Annotated in this window: 11 protein-coding genes; 7 read left to right on the top strand and 4 right to left on the bottom strand. The window is 43.4% G+C overall.

Annotated features, from left to right (window positions below; genetic code table 11):
* Positions 1-121 precede the first annotated feature (121 nt).
* Positions 122-1,120 (top strand): hypothetical protein, encoded by a 999-nt coding sequence (locus C943_RS07015; RefSeq protein ID WP_169334607.1) that lies wholly within the window; start codon positions 122-124, stop codon positions 1,118-1,120.
* 27 nt (positions 1,121-1,147) lie between these two features.
* A complete protein-coding gene (locus tag C943_RS07010) occupies positions 1,148-1,567 on the top strand; it encodes a hypothetical protein (protein ID WP_008625869.1) in 420 nt (139 codons plus the stop codon).
* A gap of 184 nt (positions 1,568-1,751) precedes the next feature.
* Here C943_RS07010 and C943_RS07005 read toward each other — a convergent pair whose 3' ends face one another.
* Together C943_RS07005 and C943_RS07000 are read right to left on the bottom strand one after the other, a co-directional pair.
* Positions 1,752-9,725: a Tc toxin subunit A-related protein gene (locus C943_RS07005; RefSeq protein WP_008625868.1), complete on the bottom strand. Its 7,974-nt coding sequence runs from the start codon at positions 9,723-9,725 to the stop codon at positions 1,752-1,754.
* 435 nt (positions 9,726-10,160) lie between these two features.
* Positions 10,161-17,837 carry a SpvB/TcaC N-terminal domain-containing protein gene (locus C943_RS07000; RefSeq protein ID WP_157198458.1) on the bottom strand — a complete coding sequence of 2,559 codons (7,677 nt, stop codon included), beginning with the start codon at positions 17,835-17,837 and terminating at the stop codon, positions 10,161-10,163.
* 385 nt (positions 17,838-18,222) lie between these two features.
* Between C943_RS07000 and C943_RS06995 the strand changes: the two genes are divergently transcribed.
* From C943_RS06995 to C943_RS06985, 3 genes are all read left to right on the top strand, one after another.
* Positions 18,223-19,011 carry a hypothetical protein gene (locus C943_RS06995; RefSeq protein WP_008625860.1) on the top strand — a complete coding sequence of 263 codons (789 nt, stop codon included), beginning with the start codon at positions 18,223-18,225 and terminating at the stop codon, positions 19,009-19,011.
* Positions 19,012-19,323: 312 nt separating this feature from the next.
* Positions 19,324-19,878 (top strand): LemA family protein, encoded by a 555-nt coding sequence (locus tag C943_RS06990; protein WP_008625857.1) that lies wholly within the window; start codon positions 19,324-19,326, stop codon positions 19,876-19,878.
* Complete coding sequence (locus C943_RS06985; protein WP_008625855.1) at positions 19,875-21,770, top strand: DUF2207 domain-containing protein; 1,896 nt, start codon at positions 19,875-19,877, stop codon at positions 21,768-21,770. Before C943_RS06990 ends, C943_RS06985 begins: the two co-directional genes overlap by 4 nt.
* A 120-nt stretch (positions 21,771-21,890) precedes the next feature.
* Here C943_RS06985 and yiaK read toward each other — a convergent pair whose 3' ends face one another.
* Together yiaK and C943_RS06975 are read right to left on the bottom strand one after the other, a co-directional pair.
* Positions 21,891-22,895, bottom strand: coding sequence for a 3-dehydro-L-gulonate 2-dehydrogenase (yiaK, locus tag C943_RS06980; RefSeq protein ID WP_008625852.1), 1,005 nt, complete (start codon positions 22,893-22,895; stop codon positions 21,891-21,893).
* Positions 22,896-22,920: 25 nt separating this feature from the next.
* On the bottom strand, positions 22,921-23,211 hold the full coding sequence (locus C943_RS06975; protein WP_008625841.1) for a DUF1330 domain-containing protein: 291 nt from the start codon (positions 23,209-23,211) through the stop codon (positions 22,921-22,923).
* A gap of 97 nt (positions 23,212-23,308) precedes the next feature.
* Here C943_RS06975 and C943_RS06970 point away from each other — a divergent pair, with 97 nt between their 5' ends.
* Together C943_RS06970 and mnmA are read left to right on the top strand one after the other, a co-directional pair.
* Positions 23,309-24,712 carry a tagaturonate reductase gene (locus C943_RS06970; protein WP_040479444.1) on the top strand — a complete coding sequence of 468 codons (1,404 nt, stop codon included), beginning with the start codon at positions 23,309-23,311 and terminating at the stop codon, positions 24,710-24,712.
* 297 nt (positions 24,713-25,009) lie between these two features.
* Positions 25,010-26,215, top strand: coding sequence for a tRNA 2-thiouridine(34) synthase MnmA (mnmA, locus tag C943_RS06960; RefSeq protein WP_040479531.1), 1,206 nt, complete (start codon positions 25,010-25,012; stop codon positions 26,213-26,215).
* Positions 26,216-26,221: the final 6 nt, after the last annotated feature.

Below are 26,221 nucleotides of genomic sequence, written 5' to 3'. Positions count from 1 at the left end.
ATTAGGTTCTCAAAATCAAAATTTTGTCATGGGCTTGCCAATAAATAGTTATAAGCTTTTTGAGGCTATTGCAAACGGAGATGATCGCTACTTGAATCATCATCTAAAAGTCGATTTCAAAATGTTCGCGATTCTTTTGCACGATCCTAGGTCGGACGCTGAGTTTGACAGGGAAGTAGGAGGGAGTTTTGATAGGTGGCACCGGGAATCAGGGAAAAATCTTCTTTTCACAGCTTTGGCGGATCCCCCCCAATCTTGGATGTATTGGGCAGAAAAGAAAGATAATCGATTTTTTAAAGATAATTGGGGTTTGAATGAGTTGGCAAATCCAGGAAAGATTCACCAAACTTTTGACCCTTCGCTAACGGCTCTTTTTATCGCGGAATATTTGGACATACCTTTTGCCAAATTGCCGGCGATCGTCTTCACGCCTGATCTGGGACTACCGTTCTTTTATTGGATGCCATCCTCTGGCACGCTTATCAATAGGCAAATCGCCTGGCTTATCCGTGCTGCAAACGAGCTTCCAAAAGAAAGATTGGCTGATCTGTTATATGCACCTTTCAAATATGCAAAAGTTGGCTTGGACCGAGCCTTTGGCAGTGCACTGGTTGACTTAAGTGCGAAGATTTCAAATTTGGCCACTAGGTCCTATGGTAGCCCTTGGCCCTCAAAAGCAGGAAAACATGCAACAAAGGCATCAACAGATAAGGAAATTGAGTTGGGGTTGTTTTACTCAGGGATTGAAATTGTAAAAAGCATCAATCCGAGGCAGCCTGGCTTCGGTTTCGAAATTCGGGAAAGTAGTATGCACTCGATTGATTTTCCCGGAGGCATAGTTGAAGACTCCTCGGATAGTTACAACGACTACAAAAAATCAAGTAAAAAGGCCAAAACTGTCGAAGTAAGCCCCAAAAAAAGCAGCTTTTCGCAGCTTTTTAAAGTAGGTAAAGGAGTTAAGGAAAAATCATTTGAGGAGCTAGTTCAAGAAAATCAATTCTTGATTGAAAAAGATACAAGATTGTTTTTAGATCAGGGATTGAAATTGATCCAGAGCTTGGAAACTTTGGACTTTGACTACTCACCGTTCATTCTCCCGTTCGGAAAGTCATTTGAATGAGAACTTTCATATTCTATTGTCCATTGGGTGCGAAAGCAACTTGAAATCAATCTGCCACTTTATTATTACGAATATGAACCAGGCAAAAATGCCCAAGTAAGATTGGGTGGAAAATTCTCCATCGATTTTAATCAGCCCCTGAATGATATGTGGGTCAGTCCTACAATGGGTGGTCAGATTTCCGGGTTCAAGGAGACCGTTTTGGCTAAAGGATATCATCCTTTCAAATCAGATACTGATTATAAGGACTTCCTGAACTTGGCATATCAAATTAAGAACATCAGAAACCGGGCATGTCACGCTGAACGAACGAGTAAAACCGATCTGGAAAAAATACTCGATTCTTGGAAGGCCATTTTGTCAAAAGGATATTTAAAGACGCTCGCGCAGCTTAAGAATGAATACAGAGGAACGGATAAGGAAAGGTGTAGTTATAACAGTGTCTAGGTTAATCGAGCGAAAATCATTTCGCGCGATTCGGTCTATGTTTCAATTTGTCCCGATTCTATTTCAAATTAAGATAGGGGATACTAGATGTTTTGATATCTATAGTTTTTTACAACCATTGGCTTAATCTTCTTGCCACTATCTTTCCAGATTGGAAAAAGAATTCTTTTGGGTATCATTTGGATTACGCAACACCACACCTCACCACCAAAAACAATTCTTCCAACTTCTCCAAATCATCTGCTGCAGCGGAAATCCTTAATGTCTTACCAAAGTCAATTTGTTGGTTTACTTCGTCATTCTTGATGTCGCCCTGTAAGAATTTCGTCTTATTGTTTTCTAAAGTCTTCAAACTTAATGTTACATCCATACCGTGAACTATCAATTTGAATGATTCCACATCTTCCACCTTTTTTGTAATAAAGCTGACATGGGTGACTTTTAGCTGAAGGCTCTGTACAAAGTAAGGTAATCGTGATTTTTCCAATGACAGGTCTATTCCGCCATTCCTTTTCAACTGATGCCATTCATTCGGATAATCATGTTTGAGATTAATTCCATAAAGCATTCCGGGTTCGGTAAACGCCTTAATCTTATCCAAAATACGATCTTCTGCTTCCTGCCTATTTCCAGTATTTGCGGTATAATTCATATGAATGATGACATCGGATATCGTATCGTAATTGAATGATCTTATTTTGGATGGAAGTGACAATTCCCATTCACTTTCTACCGCTCCGGCATATTCAAATGGCAGGTATCGCTCATCTCTAAAGTTGAATTCGAAAGTACCCGAGTCATTTTGGGCGGAACTCGTTGTGATGATATCTTGATTCCCAATTTCAACATCGAGGAGAGTATTGTCCTTTTGTCTAACCTTACTTCCCACGAGTTTAAGCTCAGCACTGATATTGGTATAAGGACCTGCAATACAGGGAATCGAGATACGAACCCCCCGAATCCTTCGATTATATTGCCCCGGATATAATAGGTCAAAAGCCAATTCGGGAAGGACGAAAGTGCACTTTCCGGTGATCTTTAGGTTAATCAGTGCCTCGGGATTGATTTGGTACAGGGAAAAGTGCTGGGTAATTTCAGGAAGCCTTTTCTGATTTTCCAAAAATGTGAGTTCTAGCTTATTTAGTTGCATCATCAAATCTTCTCCGGAAAGTATTCCTAAATAAGAAGTGCCGAAACCAGGAATCGGGGAATCCGGCGTTACTCCTAATTCGCTTTTCATCGCTCTTTCAGCATCCTTTGCCAGATTCAGGGCCATTTGATAACATTCCCGATGCATTGAATTTAATTGTGAACGTAGGTGATGATAAAACCCCAAATTGGAAAATTTCTCCCCGTAAAAATCTAACACCTCTTTGTTTTGGGTAACCTGCCTTTCATAAATTTCCTGATCTCTTTCAGCCATTCTGAGCCTGATTTCAGCAGCCAATTCCTGCTGCTGAGCCTGCTTTCTGTCTTGTTTGGCTGTTTTCAATTGGAAGGACCATTCTTGGTTTCTGCGGTTAAAGCCCGCTCTCATTCCGGCTGAGGCAGAAAGATTTTCGAATATTGAGCTTATATTTCTTAACATATCAGCCCAATAAGCTGGGCTATCACCTAATTGCTCGCCTCCATAATTTAATGAAAATGGGCTTCCAATTTGGGGCAGCAATGACCATAACGATGAACTACCATAAAACCCTGTTACTAAAGTTTGAACCCCCAAGGCACTATGTTTAAAATGCTGTTGAGCTTTTTCCAAGCCATTTAACCCCTCACTAAGCAATCCCCTATAATATTCCTCTCTATTCTCCATATTTACCAACGATTCCTTAGCAGACTGCAATTGCCGATTGGCTTCCTCTATCTGTCTCCTTTTTTGGTCTTTACTGAGTTTTAGAAGATTCTGTTCCTGCAGATTCCTCAAAGCCATTAATTCTTCACTGTCTCCCTTTTCTATGGCAGTCATCAAGGCATTCCCAAAGGCTTGTACTTGCTGCGCATACTGTTTGGCTTTTTCAAGCAAAAAGACAAAGCGATAATGGCCAAATTGTTTGTCTGTCCAAGGATTAACCTCTGATAAATTAACTCCTAAAGCCTTGGCTCTTATCAATAGCATGGGATCTATGGGAGGCTGGAACAGGGGCAGACTTCTTTTTATCCCGTGGATGTTCATACAGTGCCTGATCTTGTTGAGGCGGTCATTGACCCTATCATGGTAGCCTACCAATATCAGGTTAGGCGGCACGCAGAAATAGGAAGCGAGATCCGTCAGACCGATCGCAGGATTTGCCTCTTCATAATTATAATGCGGCTTGTTGCCTGGGATCGTAATTCCTGAAATGGGCTTTATGGGGAGCCGGTCTTTTTGCAATTCAATTGATTTCTTCCTCTCCCAATAAGATACCATTTTCGGTTTTTGGATCGTTTGGGGGAGTGATTCCGGATTTGAATTGTCCTCTTCTTGCAAATATTGAAGGTCTTTATAAGATTTAGCTTTAGAAAGAACGGCCCAATAGTTCCTGTCTTTAGGTTGAGGTTCCGGCATTTTATCGTCTAGTATTTTTGCCAGGTGTTTCTCTGACTCTAATTGCTTTTTTTCATGAGCAAGCCCTTTTTGAATACGATGGTATAGGTCTTCTGCGGAAGTTAGGAATGGATTTTGATTATTTTCACCTGATTGCAGTAATTTAAATGATTTTTGAGCGCCGTTTTGATCCGAACAAGACGTCTTGATAACAGGCTTTTTCCCTAAAATATCAAGAGCAGTGGTATAGAGTAAGGAGGCCTCTACCAAACTTTCCTGGGTATCCTGGGCAAACAAATGATCTCCCCAGTCCAACAAGTTGTCAAGGTATTTCATCACTACCGCTTTCTGGTAAGCACTCACCCGTAAGTCGGCAATGGCATGAGGATTGAAGGGATCTGTCAGATAGACATCAACAGCTCTTTCGTTGGTAAAAATGCTTTCCAGGGTGGTTAATTCAAGTTTCCTGAACTCCCTAAATCGCCAATAATGATCTTTGCTGTTGATTGCATCATCTTCCTGAGGAGTTGGATCAAACACTTTCTCCAACCACCACTTTGCACCGTTAAAATCCTCGTTAGCATTGAGCTGATGTGCAATCAATAAAGGGATATGAAAAAACAATTCCCAATAATACGCCCCGTATGGGCCTGAGAAATTTATCATCTGACCCTGAACCGTGGCCATTTCCTGGGTACGAAGTGTCAAGAACTGGTCCAAACCCTTTTCCATAAGCACCTGATTGAGTTCGTCTGTCAGTACCGTACTTAAGGGAATTGTTCCCCAACGTTGTCCGAACTGTCCTAAGTGGGCTGTTCCTGAAGGCAGTTGGGAGAGAACTCGATTTTTTAAAGTGAAATAGCGGTTTCCATCTTCTACAAAACGGAGCAAGGCATCATTTTCTGCTTGGTTTGCTTCGTATTCACGTTGAAGGGAAGAATTTGAAATGGCCTTTAAATTCTTCTCAAATTCACGGTTTGGGTCAATATGAGGCTTGTATAAATTATGGATGTATTCGGTGATGTGTATACTTTCCGGAAAAACGCTTACATGTTCTACCGCAATTTCTACTTTAAATGACCACCACTTAAATTTCCACTCGACAATCGCACTTACTGGATTCATTAGGTGGACTTTTCCAATCACTCTACCGGTAGTTATATAACTGATTTCAATGTCTTTGTGAATTGGGAAAGCTTGATTTCTAACATCAAATTCAGTTTCAGGGATTCTAAACTCTATTTGGTTACGTTCAGAAAAATTACTTGAGAAAAATCTTTTTGTGATGGATTGACCCTTCATTTTAAACTTCTCCCATTGAATGTTCTTTCCCGGAGAATAAATATGCCTGATCAGCAATTCACTATTGTTTTTCGTCCTTGAAACATAAGGCTTTCCAAACACCTTCCGCTTGAAGGTTTCTACGACATGGTCTTTCAAATCACCAGGTTCGTTTAATTGCAACCTTAATTCAATTTCCACTTTTGACTTTTCGACCCTGCCGAGATACAATTGCTGGGGGGATGTCCACCTATTATCTGCTTCCAAATGGGCGTACTTCACAGATACTTTGAACTCAACGCTCTCTGAACTGGCATTTCCTACCTCTATTTTGGTATTGATCTGATGCTGCACATCGGTCCAATACAGGTAAATTTTTCCTAGGTGCACAATACAGGAAACTTCTTCGGCTTCAATGGGGAGGTCTATTTTTTTCCAATCCTCCCATTTATTGATCAGGGGATAATAGGCCCTAAACCAATATTGATAGGGATCCAAATGGGTCCTGGCAAACAGGTAGTAGCAGGTCTTTTGCTTGTTGATCACCGGATTTCCCAACCTAGCCACTTGGGAAATGTCCATCCGCGCGGTCATGCCAGGTCCAAAATCTATACTTACCTCCTGAACAGGCTGTTCATCTACTTCGTGGTAATAAGCCCCTGCATAGCGCAAGTGGGCGAGTTCTGTAAATTTGACAAGATATTTTTTATAGGCAGCTTCTGCGGTTTCCAGCGTAATGCTTTGCTGAAGCAATTCATTTTCCAATTCCTGAAAAGGGACCGTTTTTGAATTTCGGAGTGCCGGATCAATGTAATTCTCCGGATATACAAACACCTTTCTATTGGCTTCCCAAACCCTGTAGTTTTTTCTCCACTCCCATTCTTTGGCGGGAATCAGGCTGGGTGATACAGTTAAATCTTCGGATTTTTCCAATCCAAATAAACACCGATGTATATACAATTGCACACTGCTTATCGCTGCCAATATCCGGGAGGTACGGAAACAGGATCCCATTTCCACATCCAGCAACAGGTAGTGGTAAATATCCTGATAGTCCCTTAGCTTAACGGGCAAATGTTTCGAGGTGACAGAGGTATCTATAATATAGTCGCAAAGTGAATCCCTCTTGCTTTCGAGCATACTTTGATCCAAGGCGCCAATTATTTCCTTCCTTTTTTCTTCATTGGGGTATTTGGATGCTAAGGCGTCTTGTAGCAATTCACTAAATTCTATTAACTCATTGGACTCATTTATATTTATCAATCCAATTAAAGAATTAATATCTAAACCGATTTTTTTTGCTATTTCAGATAAATCCAATATTCTTCTCAACTGCTCAAAAATGGGGACTGAATCTCCTAAGTGAATGTGAATAGCGGTAAGGGAATCTGAAGACAGTCCTGTTTCTTCTATCAGAAAGTCTTCAAAATCCTTAATTGTAATAGAATTATTTAGAACTGATAAAAATTCTATTTTGGACTTAATGTTATCAGAGAAAGTGGAATAATAAAATATGTTTTTTAATGGTACCAGCCATAGCGTATGCTCCTTGGGAAGTACATATTTTTTTTCTTTAACAATTGGTTCGGTTTCTCCTCCATTTTCTGTTTCATCTTCATCTCTAGTTACTGCTTCGTCTTCCTCTCTATTTTCATTTCCGGATCCATCTATTTCATGTTCTTCTTTCTCCTCTTCAACTTCAAGCCAGTAAATTTCTGATAATTTCCAATTTAACTTCTCCCTACAAAGAGATGTGAGTAAGGGCCTATTAGTATTAATCTCCATTAAATCTGAAATCGCAACCCCAGTCCTTTGAAGTAGCGCATCAAACTCCAGTAACCTCGAGATTTCTTTAAAGCCAAGCCCGCTAAATTCATCCTTTCCGGAACAAATGGATATCCCCAAAGACAATTCCGAAATAGAATATTCCAATCGCCGGGCCAACAGGGAGAGACCAAAAAGATAGCCGAGATCCTTATGAGAAATCGTTGATTCAATCTTGACTGCATCAACAAGAAATTGTAGCTCTTCGTGTGACAGCGACAAGCCAGCCTGTAATGCACCTACCACCGCAGCGTGATGAATATCTTTTCCAACAATGGCATCAATGTCAAAAATCCGGCTTAGATGCCCTGAATCAACGAAATTGGGTGATTTGGTCGGAAATGCACGAAGTAAGGCACAAAGTTCTCCTTCGTTAAGGCCAAGCTCACGATGCAGTAGAATTAAATCGGCAATTTTTAACCATCCGAGCTCCTCCGATTGGAAATCTTCTGTTGCTGTAGCTGTGCTTAATACATCATCAAATTCAGCAATGGAAAACGGGGTGCCTCGCCATAACCTTACATAGGATTGGATTTTCTGAAACCTTCCTTTGGTAAAGGTACCTGACTTAAACCCCTCATTACCTGTCGGAAATTCTTCGGTGGGCCTTTCAGGTTCAATCTGTATTTTTGAAAGTTCAGGTAGGAATTTACTTTTTAGAACTTGATCTAATTCCTCACGGGACAGTTTGGAAATGGACAGCAATTCTTCGAGGGTCGGAAGCCTTTCTTGGGACGGGTTCCCGGTGATAGGTTCCTCTCCATTTTGGAATAGGCGTTTATCTATGATGTTTGCCTCATTGGTAGATAAATTCAAAACTTCCAATTGCCGGGTCTTTTCCGGGGCATTCAGCAATGCATAGATTTCCTCAAGTGTCAGGTTAAAATGCGCCAGGTAATTTCTCGTTTTTTGCATTGGGATGTTCAAATCTGGAAAATCATCTCCCGCATTGTTGCCATCGGCGATCGGATTTTTCTTGATAAATGATTCCAACACCTCATTGACAACTTCTAAGTAGGGAATTTCCTCGTGAGTATTGTCGCATGTGAGTGGAATTTCCCAAAGGTCAGGCCGACGATTTTGCAATTTCAAAAAGTGTCCTGCATTTTCTCCGGTAAAAACCTTCCTTGTGACTTTATCCTCCACAAAAAGCATCATATCAACTAAATACGCTGTAGGAATTAGGATAGAATGGCAATGATCGCAATGACAGAAATCCTGCGATCCGAAAAGGCTTTCGTAGTCAGGCAATGTGGAAATCTCTTTGAACAACTGTTGATGGTTGTTTACCGAAAAACCTGCAAAACCATCTCCCCGAAGGTCTTTCAGGTTTTGCATAAAGTGGGTAACGGCTGTTCCCTGTCTGTATGCTTCCTTGTATATGCGTTTGGACTCATCAAAGCCCAACCCGGTGGCTTGAATAAATTGCTGTTCCCCTGCCCGCAGTATATCATGTGCAGATGAAAATCCGGCCTGCAGCATTTTGAGGCTATTGGAGGTGTTTCGGGCAAGATTTCGAATCCGTTGCCAGTTCCTTGCCAAGGATAGGAGCTCGCTTTTTTCTTCTTCTGCAATACCATCGAAATTCGCGGAAAAATTCGTTTTGGTGAAATCTGTTTCCAGAATATTCAGGCTTGGATTTTGGGTGAAAAACCTTTCCAGTTTTTCTCTTTTTCTGGGTATTTCTCTTCTTTTTCGAGGCCAGCTTATATCCCTGTTCCGAAGTACTTGGTCTATTCCCAATCCATTGTAAACATGAAGTAGAACCTGAAGAGGCTCCAAAGAGGATAAAATCCGTTGTTTATCTTCCTCAGAACCTGACCATTGGGTAGGGGAAAGGATTATTTGATTACCCTCCAAAGTTATGAGATTCCTATCCGATAACTCTTCAAACACATCCAGGCTGGCTTCCCAATTCTTTAATCCCGGGTAATTTGGAATCTGCCCAACAAGAAAACCATGCGGAAAGCTCTGCTCGAGGTTTCCCAGGAGAGCATCGATATAACTGTCCTGAGAAACTTCACCTATCGGTAGGGAAATGCTATGCTGATTTAAAAAATCCTTCCATGCATCCCTATCCCAAGTAATCAACGCCTCTGCCGATGTTTCTAGGCCATTGAACGCTCTGATCATTTCCAGGTTCTCACCACTTAAGCGACTGATGGAAATAGCCTTCTCCATCTTCTTTTTTTGGGTTACTGCTACTCTCGTGTTTCCGAAAAATTCCTCTATATCCGAATTATCCCATTCGTCTATATCCACTTCCACTTTCGATAACTTAGTGACCAGGGTCTGTGGCAGGCGTATAGCTTCTCCATAAGCTTTCCCCTTACTGGCGAAATATTCCTTTTTTAATGCAGGCACATCCCTAAGTGGCAAGTCCAACTGAAAAAACTCCCAAACGGAAATGTTTAGCTTTCTCACCTCCTCTTCTGCTAGCTTTAGCAGGTTGACGTGGATTCGGCTATCCCCATTTCCGCCTGGCCAAATTTCAAGCAGGTTGGAAACATCCTTTCTCCCTAGCTGCAAAAATGAAGTATTTACAGGCGGTCGAAAACTCTGAAATCCGGCCCGCTTATCCTCCGGCAACCTCGACGCATTAAATCCTTAAAGTGGTTCGACAGCTTTTCGGATACAAGGGTAACCTCGGCAACTTCTAAGTTGGCGAAGGTTTTGCTGAAGGTGGAGAATGGGATGGTAGCCATGGCTTGGTTATTTTTGGACTATTGACTATTCATAAACATCTTATTCAGAAATAATTTGGTATAAAAGCAATGATTTAATATTCCAGCTAAAATTTGTATTGGTCTGATTTTTCACCTTTAAACTGTTACCTGTTTATCTGTTCATTTTTTTTCCTAATAATTTGAGGCTAAATAAACAAGCCATAACTTGTACTTGTCTTGTATATCCAAAAAGCACCTGCCATCATGCTCCCAACTTATTTTGTTTTTTTAAATAGCTTTACCTCCATTGTAATTTAAAAGGTGCGGCCAAATAATGTCCTAAATCAATCCAATCTTGTTTTCTTATTGTTGACCATTCATCAGCGATGTAATTGCCAATTGCTGGTAAGACTCCAAAATCTCCTTGTTCTGCTTTATTGGATATTGAAAAATCCAAACGATTAGGGTTAATAAAACCAGCCGTTATCATAGCATATCCCTGTAGAACAGCATTTTCCCTACCTTCCAAAAGGTCTCCACTTTGTCTAGAAAGTGCATCTGTATTACCTTGAAATAAATTAAATAATGCTCTTCCAAAATTGCTCGCCAAAGAAGATGCAAAAGAGGTTGGCGTTGCATCAGCTACTACTTGCGAGAATTGTGTTACCTCTTTAGGTGCACCTGCCAACTTAAAACCTGAATTCAAAACATTAATTATAGAATCAATCCAGCCAACCTTTTTCGAATTCTCAAACAAATAACCTGTTGCTTTATTTCCCACATAGGCTCCGAAACCAGCTGATGTGGAGGCTTCACCAATTCCTTGTCCTTTGGATATATTGGTTAAAAATTGAAGGAAATAATTTGAGGTACCCAAAAATTTACTAGCAGTTTGAATTTGAAATCTACGTAATAGAGATTTTTCATACTCATTAATATTTTTCTCAAATATGTCAAGGGATTCAGGCACGCTTTTTATCATAGCCATAAAATTGCTACGATGAATATATTCAGCATACATATTAAACAGGCGAAGGCCTCTTGAAAGAATAGTTCGACCAGCCCCAGCTTTTGATACCAGACTATCAAAATTTTCTAAATATCTCTTGATTTTATTTGTTGGAACGTCAATTACCTCTGCAGGGCTGTATATCCAAACGCCATTTGTATACATCCAATAACCATTATCATTTCCAATAAAAATTGAATTGTCTTCCGAGTATTCAAACCACCAACCTTTACTTGCTTTTTTCCCTGTACTATCTAGAAAAACTAAAGGGTTATTTACTGAATAACTATATACGTTTATTCCCCCCTTGATTTTTATTGGATCCGCACTCAACCACCTCCCCAACCAAGGTAGGTAATACCTCGCGCTATGGTATTCCAGCCCTGTTTCCTCATCCCTCTCCATACTCGTGTAGCGGTAGCGCTTAGCAGCCGCACGAATGGTAGCATTTTTGGCTTGGTATGCTGTGGTACCGTAAGTGTGGTATTCTTCGTAACTGATAACTCGGGCAGTATCGTCGAGTTCTAATGTGGCAGAACCCAGGTGGTTGTGCATTTGGTAGCGGACCAGTTGTTTTTCAGTACCGTCATCCACTCCGTTCCGCGTTTCGATTAGTGCGAATCGGTGATCGCCATCCATCAAGCCAAGACTTACCCGTTCCAATCCAGCATCTGTGCCGCTATGTTTGATATATAACTCATATCCCGCTATGTAAATCCTTTCTTCTTTTTTTGTAGCCAGTCTTCCCGCAGCAGCTTGGTTTTCGGTTATTTTGCGGATGCGTTGCCCATTTCCGTCGTATTGGTAGTAGGTGATCAAAGGGATATTATCGTTGGTGCAGCGCTGCCTGCTGGTCAGCACCACTTCCTCCTTGAAATTCCAGCCTATTTTTTCCAGATGGGGCAGTTCCTCCATAAAGCCGTGGCTTACATGATGGCTATAGTTAGTGTAATTGGACGGATTGCCATTGTCACCAATAAAGGTTCTCTTCAACCGGTTGTTGCTTGCTTCATATTCATAGCCCCGGGTCCAGTTGCCGCCTCTTGCCCTGTGCTTCATTTCCATGATGTTTCCTACCGCATCATAATGATAGCTTTGGGTATAGGTTCTGATTGCTATGGGATCGCCAGGATTCAGGGACTGCATAAATGGCTTATCATGCCAGTTGTCGCAGGATCCAAAATCCGGGGCGGCATTGTTTTCCCTTCCTGTGGCTTCTGTCAGGCGATACAGGGCATCGTAGGAATAGGTGCACAAAGACGGGACGGCACTATTCCGGTAAAACTGAACCGGGGCAATTTTATCTTCTATATGGGTAATATTGCCGACCGGGTCGTAGGTATAGTGCAGATCCTGTAATGGCTCTCCATCCTGTCGTTGGCTTTGCAGTCTTTTCAAGCGGAAGGTTTCCCCATCGTATTGGAATTTTGTACTAACCCCATTTCCATAAATAACTTTGGTTCGCTGCCCCTTTTCGTTGTAGGCGATGGATTTAATATAGGGCTTTTCATCGGAATAGGTATGGGTAATGGAATCGAAGTGGCTTACATGCTCTGCATACAATGCCCCTGATTCATCGTAAAAAGGCAGGATGATACTTTTATCCGGGGCTGTATGCCTCGTGATCCTACCCAAGGCATCCGTCTCCGTTGTAAAGGTAAATCCATCTCCGGTTTCCAAATCGTCGACTAAATTGGCATCTATCCAATTGGCTACCTCCTTGTATTTTTTAAAAAGCCTTCGTGTGGTGGATGTAGGCTGTCCTTTAAAGTCATACTCCGGCGTATCAATCAATCCTCCTGTATCAAAATACTGAATGACCTGCCCAAGTATGTTTCTTCCCTGCAATTCTGCCTTGTTATCACGATTCGCTGTCAGCAAATCTTCCCCATACATTACCCTGTCGAAGACATGATCCAGCGGAGCCAAACCATCACCTCCCACCACCTTGCTATGGGTTGGCCTTTGGGTTGCATCGTAATAATATCGCAATTCGTGGTTCCGTTCATCCCAGGTACGCAAGGGACTACCCAGGATATTGGTAAGCAACCACCGCTGTCCTGCGTCCATGCTGTTTTGGCACACCAGATTGCCCAGCATATCGTACTTGTATTGCATCACAGTATTACCCCTGGCATCGGTAACCGAGCGTAAATTTCCTTCAATATCCAGCGATACCCGGGTCATATAAAATTCGTCTGCGCCTGTTGTCATATTCCTGTCATGCTCAACCGACAAAACAGGCCGGCCCAGGGTATCAAAATGCAATGCATTTGGCGTATCGGCATGTTTGGCCGCTTTGTCCGCCGCTGCCTTTTCCCTGAGCGGATCTTTTCCAGCAGCTATCAAGACTTCATCTATTAGGCGATTGGTTCTGTCCGTGTACCAGGGAGATTCCAAAACGGAATCGTTGGCGTCCCATAAAACCTGTTTCCAGGGATCAAACGCCACTTTGGTAAAAGTACCATCCGGCATTTCGGTTTTTACCAGCCTGCCAATTGCATCATAATACATTTTGGGCGTTACGCCCGATTCCACCAGTTCTTTAGTATCTTCAAAATTCCAGTTTACTGAAAAATAGGGTTCATATTGTTTTACCGGGTTGTCTTTGTTGTTTTTGATGACCCTACCATTGCCGATCCACCGGAGTTGTTTTGGGGTTAATTGACTTGTATCTATCTCAGATACCGTGATGGTACCGTCAGGATTTGATGAAACCCTCTTGGCTTTTCCCGGCGCAGCCTGGACTTTTTTCACCAGCACTTCGCCTATTCCGTTGGAATACTCAAAGGAAATTTGAACCGGGGAATCAGAAAGTTTTTGAAAATGCTGCTCACGGGCAATAACAGCAACCACTGCGGGCTTCCCGGATTTTGAGTATGATTCCAAATCATAAACAAACCTAGAGGTGGCATGGCTAAGTAAGGATTTACCTCTTGAGGTAAGCTGGGCGGAATCCGGTGCGTTGAAAAAGTTCAGCATGGCTGCCGACTCTTCGGGATCGGTAACCTCTGAAAATCCTGTGAGATCATCTGCCTCGTTGCCCTTGCCCATTACGGCAACGGCTTTGACAAATCCGAGTTCATCGCTTACAGTCTCGGAATAATTTCCGTTGATATCCTTCATCCTCTTGGTAGAAAGTGTTCGGAAATTAAATGAATCTACCGAGGTTCGATTTCCCAGTGCATCTTCTGTTTCTTTTACAAAAAGATAATACCCATTATTATCCCTTACGCCATGGGTAAAGGTCTCTGTGTCATAGATGACATTTGTTTTTGCTCCAAAAGGCTCCGTATAAGAAATGGGAGCATAAAACCGGCTTTGGGCATTGGATGGGCTTGCTGAGTCAGTGATGAATTGAATTACCCCCGACCGGATCCACCAATTGTTATTGTTTTCGCTTTGGGTAAATTTCCCTTCGGTTAGTGTCGTTTCATTCACTTTCTCACCAAATATATCTGATACCAACTCCGGGGTATAGGCCAATTGATAAGATTCAAAAGGCAGGGCCAGCGACTCTAACCTACCCAAGGGTAATGGACCGGTTAAATCATTTTTGTAGAAGTAAGAACGAACATGCTCAATCAATCTTTTTTGTGCCTTTCCTGCAACCATCGGTTTGGCTAATTCATGGTAAAAGGTAGTGTCAGATTTTGCATCATCCAGGATATGGGTGAAATCAGAAAGTGAATAATAAGTCCCTGATTTGGCCACTCCTTTTAACTCGAATGTTTTGATTTCAGAAGGCAACCTTAAACGATGGGTATTTTCTCCCAGAACATCGTTTGTAAATTGGTTTTGGGTATATTGGATAACCGTTTTTCTTTGTTCTTCCTGTGTTTCGATAGGCAAAATGTGTTCTTCAAAAATGTTGGTTTCCACTCTTGGATATACCACCGATGCTGATTCCAATACATTGCCATATTCATCGAATTTGACATTGAGTGTATGTGCAATTCTTGGATCCTCAGGATTGCGTTCATAGTTGTAAGTGATGGCTTCACTCTCTTTCACTACAAAAACAGCATGTATATTTTTCCCTCTTGGCTGTACCAATTCTATCACGCAATTTTGTGTAGCTACAGAAAATGGGGTCAGTTCCTTTTTTCTTGCTTCTTCGGTATTACCAAACTTGCCGGCGTCTCTGGCAAAGGTTTCAGTTCGCAATCCCATTCCTTTACAAGCCCTGAAAGCCTCTCTCCATTCGTCAGCAGAAAGCTGACCAATAATACCGGAATCCATTCCATCTGGAACCGTTAAGAAGGCATCCGGCAAGGCAACTTCAGGGTGTGATACAGCACCAAATTCGCTTTCAAATACATGGTACCAATAATCCTTTTCAAATTGATTGAGGATTTTTTCCTTTCTTAAAAATGCTCCGGTATGGTGCCAGGATTTGGAAATGACCGGCTCTTGATGTAAAGGTTCCTCTGTGACGTTGCTAGCATCTTGTTTTACCCAGTGTTCAAATGATTCGGCGTCAATTTGTTCTACCATGCCAAAACCCCGGAATTCCCTTTCAGCATGGTCATAATAGCCGTGGTGGTATTTATATTCACTGACAAATCTGTACCCCGAAATCTTATCTTCGGTGATGGTTTTTGAAATACAATGAACCGGAAAATGCAATTGGGTCACCCATGGTTTTCCAGCCAACTTGTCTTCGATGTAGAATTTTGTCGAAGGGGTATACTTCATACTCACTTCCTTGCCCAGATTGTTTTTATATGCAACCATGATGTGTGGCTTCTTACTATTCATCAGGTCGATATATTTCAAAGGTGCATGCGTGTCTTTGGGCAATGGGCTTGACCAAACAATACAGGCAACACCATTTCCCAGCAAATCGGTTACGGTTATTTTAGCCTGGGTATGAATTTCAGGAAATGCGTCAATTTCAAAAGGAGATGTACTGAATCGATTGCCGCTTAAGTTTTTCCAACAGGTAAACTTGGATTTGCCCAGAAAGATAATGTCTGATGTTCCCGATCCATCTATATCGGCCAATCGAAGCCAGGCAGGGTTAAAGGAATCGGAATGGTCAAAAACGGGTGCATTGTCCATTGCAACTTTTGCTCCGAATTTTCCATATCCCAGGTTTGGCCAATAGCAAACTTCGCCATTTCTGATTCTCAAAATATCCGTCATCCCATCACCCGACATATCCGCCAGGTAGATACTCTGTTTGGAATCCGCAAAAACCAAAGATGGTCCTTCTTCTTCATCAAATGGTTTTGAAGTTTTTCGGGCTGCTGCATATCCATCCCGTCCTTCTGAGGGATGCCAGGTAAAAACATTGTCTCCTGAAATTACCACTTCGGGTTTACCATCTCCGTTCAGATCCAGCATTCGGGTATTTGCATCACCGAAATCAATATTCGGGATTGATTTGAAAGCCTTCAACCCATGCCATTCATTGTCATCATCCAATTCAAAATATCCATTTGACCCTATTTCAAAGCTCACCAATTGCTTACCCCCATCGGCATCAAGGTCAGCCAATTGCAATTGATTACCCAACCCTGAATAGGAAGGTTTGGGAGAAATTAATTTCGCCGGTTCAAACATCAACCTTAAATCATCGGGTTTTTGCCAAACTCCCAGATTATGCTTGTAATACCATCCATTGGCCTGTTCTGATAAGATTCCGGAGAGTCCTTCATTGAATAGGTCTATGAATTGAAAAGGACTTTGATCAATCCCTGTTGGTGCATGTACCAAGGCATCGGGTGAAACAGATCTAACCTCACAGTTCCATTCATGCTTTTGATACTCAAACTCCATGGGTGGGAGTTTTTTATAGGAATAGGAACCGTCAGGTTTCTTGATATAACCATATGAAGTGATGGATTTCAAAAAGGTAAAGTCTTGCTCTGTGGCGGCGTCATATTCGAAATTTACCGACCGGACGAGGCCATCATATTCATTAACTCTTTTGAAATGGTGGTACAACAACACCCTTTTACAAAGTCGGGTCGTACGGATTTCAAAGCCTGCTTTGTAATCCGAAAATGCATCCGGTCTGAAATCCCAGGGATTTAATTGTTCAATTGGCTCAGTTTGGTAGTCGGTTTTGCCATAATCAAATACCGTCTCGAATAGGTAGTCTGACTCATTTGGAAAGGCATCTCCAAACTGTTTGTAGGGAGTTTTGTTACCATAGAGTAATTTTTCAAGATATAGGTTGGTATAAGTAATCGCATTATTTTTCAGTCTGTTACGGTTATGTAATAATAATCCATCAAAGCCAATTTCATCCTCTTTCTTATAAATGTAATGCGAGCAATTCCCTTTGTCATCAAATACAAATTCCGGGAGCCATTCGTATATTTTACTTTGATCTTTTGGGTCAGCAATAACTGAATCGCTTGTCCAACCAAAAAGTGAGGTCACATTTTCTTTGGTAATCACTCGCCATTTAATGATGCCATTCGATTTTTGTGTCCACCGCTCAATTTTAGCAAAAAGCCCCTCAATGCGAGGTCGGTAGTTTCTGATGGTAAACATACCGTCAGCGGTATCTCTCTCTTTGATGACATAATCCCCTTTATCATCTTTACTGAAGGTTCCATCTGGTTCTTTTTTGAACTCAGGTACCAAATCCTCCGCCTCGGAAAAGAGAAACACATCAGTGTCAATAGTATCCAAGTACTGGGGTAAGCCCTTATCTGTTTTCCTTTTAATTGAACTTAAACCCAAATTCCAACCCAAACCAAAAATGCCGTTCCCCGATCCTGAATTATAGTTAAGCGACAAAGAAGGAGAAGCACCTCTAGCAGGCGAGAATGGGAGAGGAATGGAAAATCCCCCCGTGCCATTCACCGCATTTACGGAAAACTTCTCATCAATTCCTTTGATGGCTCCACCGCCTTTCGGCAAAGAAATGGAAGGCACCTCAATGGCATTGGATTGGGTTTTGCCTCTATTGGTCTGGAGGAATTGGTTAGATTGAGGTGTATTTTCCATAAAGAAGTTCAAACAGTTATTCTCTGTTCAATTTGAAATTGCTTCAATACAAGAGATTATATAGCAAACAATGCTAAATCTGATCTTTACCTAAATTTCGAGGAAATTTGGCTTTTGCTGAAATCTCTTTGTACTAAAACGAAAAAAAAGATTATGAATAATTGCAAAATAAATAGTCTAAATTAAATTTATTTCGCATTAAAGGCCTCAAACAAGATCAAACAAAGTTGTTTTGAGACAACGTTTATGTACATATGTGCTGGGGTCGGTCATCTTTACTAATCCACAATAGGAAGATTGCTTAGAGATAACCCGATTATTTGAATTCTATATTTGGTGATTTTCATTCATCACCAGCATCTCAATACCCTAAACTACGATTGCTATGGATAATGAGCCCAAAGAAAACAGAGGAAAGAACACTGACTTTGAATTCGAAAAATTTAAGTATAAGGTTGAAATCGTTAAATGGTTTATAGGAAGTGTCACCCTTGTTGTTATCTCAATGATGATTGAATGGGGTTTCCGGGACAGAGCGGCAGGACTAAGTGAAATCAAAGAATACGATAAGTATGCTACGGATTTAATCATTTTGAACAATGATCCGGTGAAAAAAAGGATGTTGGCACAATACTTTTCAAAAGTTACACCTTCGGACAAATTAAGAGAAGGTTGGGAGGCGTATTTTAAGGAGGTCGATCTAGAGTTTCGTTCGTTCCTAGAGAAGGATTCGTTAGCAAAGGCACGGCTTGCGGAATTGAGTCGTGACACCACAACAATAACAGATTCAATCAAGGGACGAGAACTTGCAATGCTAAGTGAAACAATACAAGAAAACCAAAGAATCATTCATCAGCCGATTGTTCTGCCAAGTAACCGAACGATCAACCCAATAGTATATATTCAGTTCGGGCATGATTCTGACCGTGCAAAAACAAACGGCATTAGATCCAAAATTTCCGGCCAGGGTTTTAGTGCGCCAGGAGTGGAGCTAGTGGAAAGCGCGAAAACACTTTCCGAAAATGAAATACGGTATTTCTGGGAATCAGATCTTGTTTTTGCAAATTCACTGAAGGGCCTATTGATGGATGACGGAATTGACGCGGTTGTCAAGTTTGTACCTGCTTATAGGAATAAAACTAAGGAAGGCACTTTGGAACTTTGGATAAAGTAAGGAGCGGTCTTAAGCCAGTATTTCCGCGGCCAAAACGCCTTCTTTTTTGTGATTTTGGTGGGCTGCCTTCTGACTCTAGATGATTTAAGATTAGTGCATTTTGTAGGCCATTTGTTGCTAATATTGGTATATTTATCTGAAATATAGATATTTGGGATTTTCTGCATCGGGAAGTAGTCTGCCGAATCCCCTAATTCCTAAAGAAACACCTGTCTCCATAATGGAGAAGAGGGCAGAAAAACGATGTCCTTTTTCGGTTTCTAGCCTTTTTTCAATATATTTTAACTTTCCAACTTAAAACCACCTGAATATATGGCCGCATTGATCATTATCGCAGTTGTCCTCGCCCTGTTGTTTTTCGTGATCGGCATCTACAACCGACTCGTCAGGCTGAGAACAAATGTGTCCGAAGCGTGGAGCGGTATCGATGTGCAGCTCAAGAAAAGATACGACCTTATCCCCAACTTGATCGAAACAGTCAAGGGCTATGCCACCCACGAGCGGGAGACTTTGGAAAGCGTGACAAAAGCCCGGACCGCAGCCATCAATGCCAAAGGGCTTGAAGATCAGGTAGCTGCCGAAAACCAACTGAACCGTGCCATTACAAGTCTTTTCGCAGTCGCGGAACAGTATCCAGAGATCAAATCCAACACAAATTTCCTCCAAATGCAGCAGGACCTTTCATCCATCGAAAACGACATTGAAAGGTCCCGAAGGTATTATAATGGCTCGGTAAGGGACCAAAACGTACTCATCGACTCTTTCCCGAGCAACCTAGTTGCCAATGCCTTCGGTTTTGTCAAATCACCATTTTTTGAACTGGACGCCGCATCGGAAAGGGCGGTGCCGAAGGTAAGTTTCAAATGAGAATCGCAGTTTTCCTTTTGTTTTTCGCACTGTCAGTCAGCCTACAGGCACAGGAGGAACATATCCGGCTGTTCCATGCTGACTTGAAAGTCGACGCATCGGGCATGCTGACAGTGACCGAAACCATCGAAGTCTATGCAGCAGGAAACCAAATCAAACGGGGAATTGTCAGAAGCCTTCCACTGACGGGTACCGACTATAGAAACCGACAGGTCAAAAATGAATATACATTGTTCAGTGTGGAAAGGGACGGAAGGCAGGAGCCCTTCCACACGGAAAAGAGCAATGGCAATCTGAATATCTACGTGGGAGACAGGGACATCACATTGAGCCCGGGCTTTTATACCTACAGGATTACCTATACCGCCATGGGCCAACTCGGATTTTTTGATGATTTCGATGAAATCTATTGGAATGTGAATGGATTTGGATGGAATTTTAGAGTGGAAAAGATCGGCGCGAGCGTCCACATTCCGAAACCTGCGGTCTTTGATTCATTTGCTTGCTATACAGGCTATTCGGGTTCCACCGACAAAGACTGCAAATCCGAAATATCCCCCGATGGTAGCCTGTTGTTTGAAGCGGAAAACCTGGAACCCTACCAAAACCTGACGATCGCGGCGGGTTTTACCAAAGGGGTGGTAAGTAGGCCGCCTCCTCCAGGTTTTTGGGAAAAGAATGGATTTTTGATAGTCTCATCAACAGCTGCTTTGCTGCTGTTGGGTTACTATTTCCTTACATGGCTCAGATTCGGCGTAGATCCACCGCAGCCTACGGTCATACCCGAATTTGATCCACCCACAGGAATGTCACCCGCGTCCCTGGGCATGATACACCGGGGGCATTTTTCGCAGGACTTGATTTCCACCTCGATTGTCCACTTGGCAGTAAACGGATATCTCAGCATCAACGAAAGGAGGGAGCCGGTTTTATTTGGTCTGTTTCATTCCACCTCCTTCATTCTGCTTCAATTGAAGGATCCCGATGAAGCCCTTTCTGGGGAAGAGAGAATCCTCATGGATCGGCTTTTCCGATACGGTACGAAATTGATCATCAATGGCAAATACAGCGACCATATCAAATCGCTTTACGACAGCTTCCGGGCCAGTTTGGTCGAGCAGCACCAGCCATTTCTCAATCAAGGCAGTAATTGGCTGCTTTGGATTCCTCCCATCCTTGTATTCTTGGCTTATGGCCTGTATGCGGTTCTTTCTGATTTCAGTGAAATCACACAAACAGTTCCGGAGATGAATGCCATAGAGCCTTCTGCTTTTCCCGTCGTGTTTTCAATACTTGCTTTCATTGTCGTATGGGCATTCAGAAAAGGAATGGGCAAGTGGTTTTTGATCGGTTTGGCTACGACTGGATTGGTCGCCCTTTTGACCTTGCTTTACTCGGCTACGAACATTTCGATTAACATGCTCGCTTTGGTCGGATTTATTCTCTTTGCACTCGTTTCCTTTCCGTCATACATCTATTTGATTCGGAAACCGAGCCGGGAGAAACTTGACCTGAGAGCCAAGATTGCCGGATTTGAAAAATACCTCAGTGCCGCAGAGGAAAGGCAGCTGCAGATGTTCAATCCACCGAAAATGACCCCCGAAATCTTTGAAAAATTGCTTCCCTTTGCGATGGCCTTGGGCGTGGACAGGATTTGGGGACAAAAGTTCCAGCAAATCATGGACAGTGCGGGAATGGTACCGACACGTCAGACATCTTGGTATACCAGCCAAAGGGCCTATTCATACCATCTCTTGGGCCACCACATCAGCAAGGCTTTGGGTTCATCCATCCAACAGTCAGCCGCAAAACCCAGTAGTGGCGGTTCAGGTTCCAGTGGCGGAGGCTTTTCGGGCGGCGGCCGTGGTGGAGGTGGTGGCGGAGGCTGGTAAAATGCCCCTGATCCAGCGGTCCTGAGCTTCCGAATACAAGACCATGTCAACCATCAACATCTCTACATTTCTAATTCCAAAGCCTGCAGGGGTGTGCATTAATCATTGTTGATTCTCCATTCATAACCTGTCCAAAATGCCTTGCCATACACCTAGCTCCACGGGAACGCCCTCGGCAAGGTTTTTTGCGCGGATCTCGGGGATATTTTGTCCTGGGTAGCGAATAACGTTTCCCGTGAATGTTTCAGAGGAAAGGAAATCCTCTACAATATTGCCCAGGACCGAATCAATCGAATCGGCAAAGCCCAGCTTGCCAGGATCCAAACACAAAAACACCTGTGAAAGACCATACTCTGAACCTGTCTCTCCAATCTGGTGGACGGCATTTCCACCCGATAGCAGTGCCGCCAACATGTCCAAAACCAAGGAAAAACCGGCCCCTTTCCATAATCCGATCGGTAAGGCCAATTCATTCGAAATCACTTCCTTTGGTTCCTTCGTGAGCTTGCCCTGACTGTCAAATCCCCCCTCATAGGGCATTTGGCGGCCGTCACGAAGGTATTGCTTCATTTTTCCATAGGAAAATTGGGACATGGCCATATCCAACACGATATGCCCTTCCTTTCTAGGAATACCGACCACCAAGGGATTGTTGCCAAGCTTTGGTTCACTGCCACCCCAAGCCGGCATATTGGGCTTGGTATTGGTCCAACAAATGCCGATGACATCCGCCTCAGCCGCCTGCCAACCGTAGTTACCTGCCCGCATCCAATGGTTGGTTTGTTGCACGGCTACCAAGCCAATCCCAAATTCTTTCGAAAGTAAAATGGCCCTATCCATGCAAAATTGGGCATTGAGTGGGCCAGGTCCAAGATTGCCTGACCAGCGTTCAAAACTTCCGAATTGATCCAATAGGGTAGGTTTTGCCTTGGGATTGACAAGCCCGGTTTTCACCATATCCAAAAAAACCGTCACCCTTTCCAGTCCATGGGAGGGTACACCTTCGAGACTTGCCTTGGCAAAAAGTAGTGCGCATGCTTCGGCGTCGGTTGCAGCGAATCCATTTTTTACAAATAGTCGCTGCAGCGTCAACAGTACTTCTGAATAAGGAATTCGTAGAGTCATATTGGCTTTCGATTTCAATAAAAAATCAGCCCAAGGTCTCCACCACCAGCATTTTGGAATTGGCGGCGCGGTAGCGGATGTCTTTGGCTTTCGAATAAAGTTCGGACGACCACCATGCTTTCGCTTTTTCCACAGAGGGAAATTCGAGGATGACCAGTCGCTCGGGGTTCCAATCGCCCTCGAGGGATTCAGTTTTTGCGCCCCGAACGACGAAACGCCCACCGAAGGGCTCCAATGAACCCGGTGTCAATTTTTTGTAGGATTCGTAAAGTTCGGGGTCATGGATACTGACTTCCACCAAAACAAATGCTGCCATAGTTTTTTAGGGGCAAATTACTCATTTTCCCAAAGTCGGACACCGCTTACACAATTTTATTGGGGATAAAGCGGTCAAGTAGTATTTTAGTAACAAGATGAAAACATTAGATCGAAAGACAACCGGAAACACTGTGGACAGGCCCCTCAGAGTTGTCCAGTTTGGCACGGGGAATTTTTTACGGGGATTCGCGGATTGGATGGTAGACATCCTCAATGAAAAGGCTGACTTCAATGGCTCAATCCACCTCGTGCAAACCAAAGGGCAGCAGGTTCCTGAGTCTTTTGTGGGGCAAGATTACCTCTACCACGTATGGTTGAGGGGATTTGCCAAAGGGGAGACCATCGATCAGGTGCGTCTTGTTTCCTGTGTTGCCGGCATCAACAATCCCGAGTTGGATTATTCTGGATTTTTGGACCTCGCAGCCCAACCGGAGCTCAAGTACGTTATTTCGAACGCGACCGAAGCCGGAGTGTATTTCGATCTTAAGGATGCCGATTTTGCCCAGTGTCCAAAGGCATTTCCCGGAAAGCTCACTGCTTTGCTCTACGCCCGATTCCTGCATGTAGCAGGTGATGTGGCAAAAGGGCTAGTCATCCTTCCCTGTGAACTCATATCCAACAACGGCGATACGCTGCATGACATGGTGGTTTCGTATGCCTACCTCTGGCAACTTACCCCCAAGTTTCTTGCCTGGCTGGAGGCTTCCTGCGTCTTTTGCAATACACTTGTTGATCGAATCGTCCCAGGTTATCCCAAAGAAGAGATTGTTGAACTTGAGTCAAAAACCGGGTTTCGGGACGATTGGGCGGTAGTAGCCGAGCCTTATCACTTTTGGGCAATCCAAGGCCCGGAGTTTCTGAATGATGTTTTCCAAACCGAAAAAACAGGACTCGAAGTCCATATCGTGGACGATTTGACCGGTTTCCAGACAAGAAAAGTACGGATTCTGAATGGGGCCCACACGGCCACGGTGCCTGTTGCCTACTTGGCCGGAAAGAGGACCGTGCGCGAAGCAGTGGAAGACACCTTGATGGGAAAGACCATGCAAGAAACCGTATTCCATGAAATCATTCCCAGCATGGATCTTCCGAAAGAGGAACTTCATGCGTATGCAGCGGCTGTGTTCGACAGGTTTAGAAATCCCTTTATCCGTCATGAGTTGATTTCCATCGCCCTGAACTCGGTCTCCAAGTTTCGGGTACGGGTATTGCCGAGCATTTTATCCTATCACGAAAAAACAGGAAGCCTTCCTCCGAATCTAATGCGTTCCTTTGCTGCTTTGCTGTTCTTTTATTCCGGCAAAACCTCTCAAGAACCGATACCGCTGAAAGATACCGCTGAAGTGTTGCAGTTTTTCGCTCAAATCTGGCAGTCCGACAATTTGGAGATGATCGTGGAAAAAGCACTCAGACAGGTGGATTTCTGGGGCCAAGATCTTCGTGAAATCCCAGGATTGCAGGAAGCACTTGTGCAAGAACTGGAAGTGTTGCAAGGATGACGATTCGCTGCGTCGTGGACTGTGCTCCTTTTCCGAAACCAGCACCGATTGACCGAAATCCTGCTTCCAATCCAGCTTCTTGAGAAGCGGGATAACCGACTGAAAACCGATAAATTCGTACTTCCGGTTTCATTCTTCGTACTTCGAATCTCTTTCTTTTATACTTGGTACGTCGTACTTGGTACTTTGTACATGGTACAATCAATCCCTACCTTTGTGAACCAATTCCTTTTCCCGCGGGTTTGGAAAAACATGTGAAACCTCATGGACCTTTACTCCATGAATAATTTCTGGAATATGAATAATCCCAAAAGGGTGGTCGTCGGACTATCCGGCGGTGTCGACTCCTCGGTCGCCGCCCATCTGCTCAAAGAACAAGGCTACGAAGTCATCGGCATGTTTATGAAAAACTGGCACGATGAAACTGTCACCATTTCCAATGAATGTCCTTGGATGGAAGACAGTACCGATGCCATGCTTGTGGCCGAGAAACTCGGCATTCCTTTTCAAGCGATCGACCTGAGCGAGGAATACCGCGAACGGATCGTTGATTACATGTTTGCCGAATACGAAGCGGGACGTACGCCCAATCCAGATATCCTTTGCAACCGGGAAATCAAATTCGACATTTTCCTTAAAGCTGCCCAGAAGCTTAGGGCGGACTACGTCGCAACCGGGCATTACTGCCAAAAGGATGAAATCTTGGTAGATGGCAAACCTGTGTATCGGCTGTTGGCTGGTGCCGACCCCAACAAAGACCAGAGTTATTTTCTTTGCCAACTCAGCCAGGAGCAATTGGCAAAGGCACTGTTTCCCATCGGTCATCTCCAAAAATCCGAAGTAAGGCAAATCGCCAAGGAACAGGATCTCATCACCGCGGACAAAAAGGACAGCCAAGGGCTCTGTTTTATCGGAAAAGTCAGGTTGCCAGATTTCCTCCAGCAACAACTCAAGCCGAAGAAAGGAAGGATTATCCTTGTGCCGGAGACGTACCCGGCTTATCAGACCGTTCCCGCGATCGCTGACATGGATGGGGAGGATATGGACACTTTGGATCAAATCTGCTTGCCCTTGCATTACCGCCCTGAGGATGGTAAAGTCCTTGGCGAACACAATGGTGCCCATTATTTCACAGTAGGCCAAAGGAAAGGCCTGCAAGTTGGTGGGACCGGGAAGCCGATGTTTGTCATTGCGACCGATACCCGTGAAAATGTTATTTACACAGGGCTAGGGGAGGACCATCCCGGTCTCAATCGATACGGCCTGTTTGTACCCAAAAAGGATATCCACCGGATTCGGGAAGATCTGAGGCTTGCCCTGGGTGAATCAGCGAGGTATGAAGCGCGTATCCGTTACCGCCAACCTTTGACCATGGCTACCCTGATCATGTGTGAAAATGGTTTGTATGTCCTTTTCGATCAGGCACAAAAGGGAATAGCCTCGGGTCAGTTTGTCGCTTGGTACAAAGGTGAGGAGTGTATTGGGTCCGGTGTGATTTTTTAGCAATGG

The sequence above is a fragment of the Mariniradius saccharolyticus AK6 genome (assembly GCF_000330725.2).
GTDB lineage: Bacteria > Bacteroidota > Bacteroidia > Cytophagales > Cyclobacteriaceae > Mariniradius > Mariniradius saccharolyticus.
Note: the sequence above shows the minus strand (reverse complement) of the source record. Positions and strands in the feature narration are given on the sequence as shown.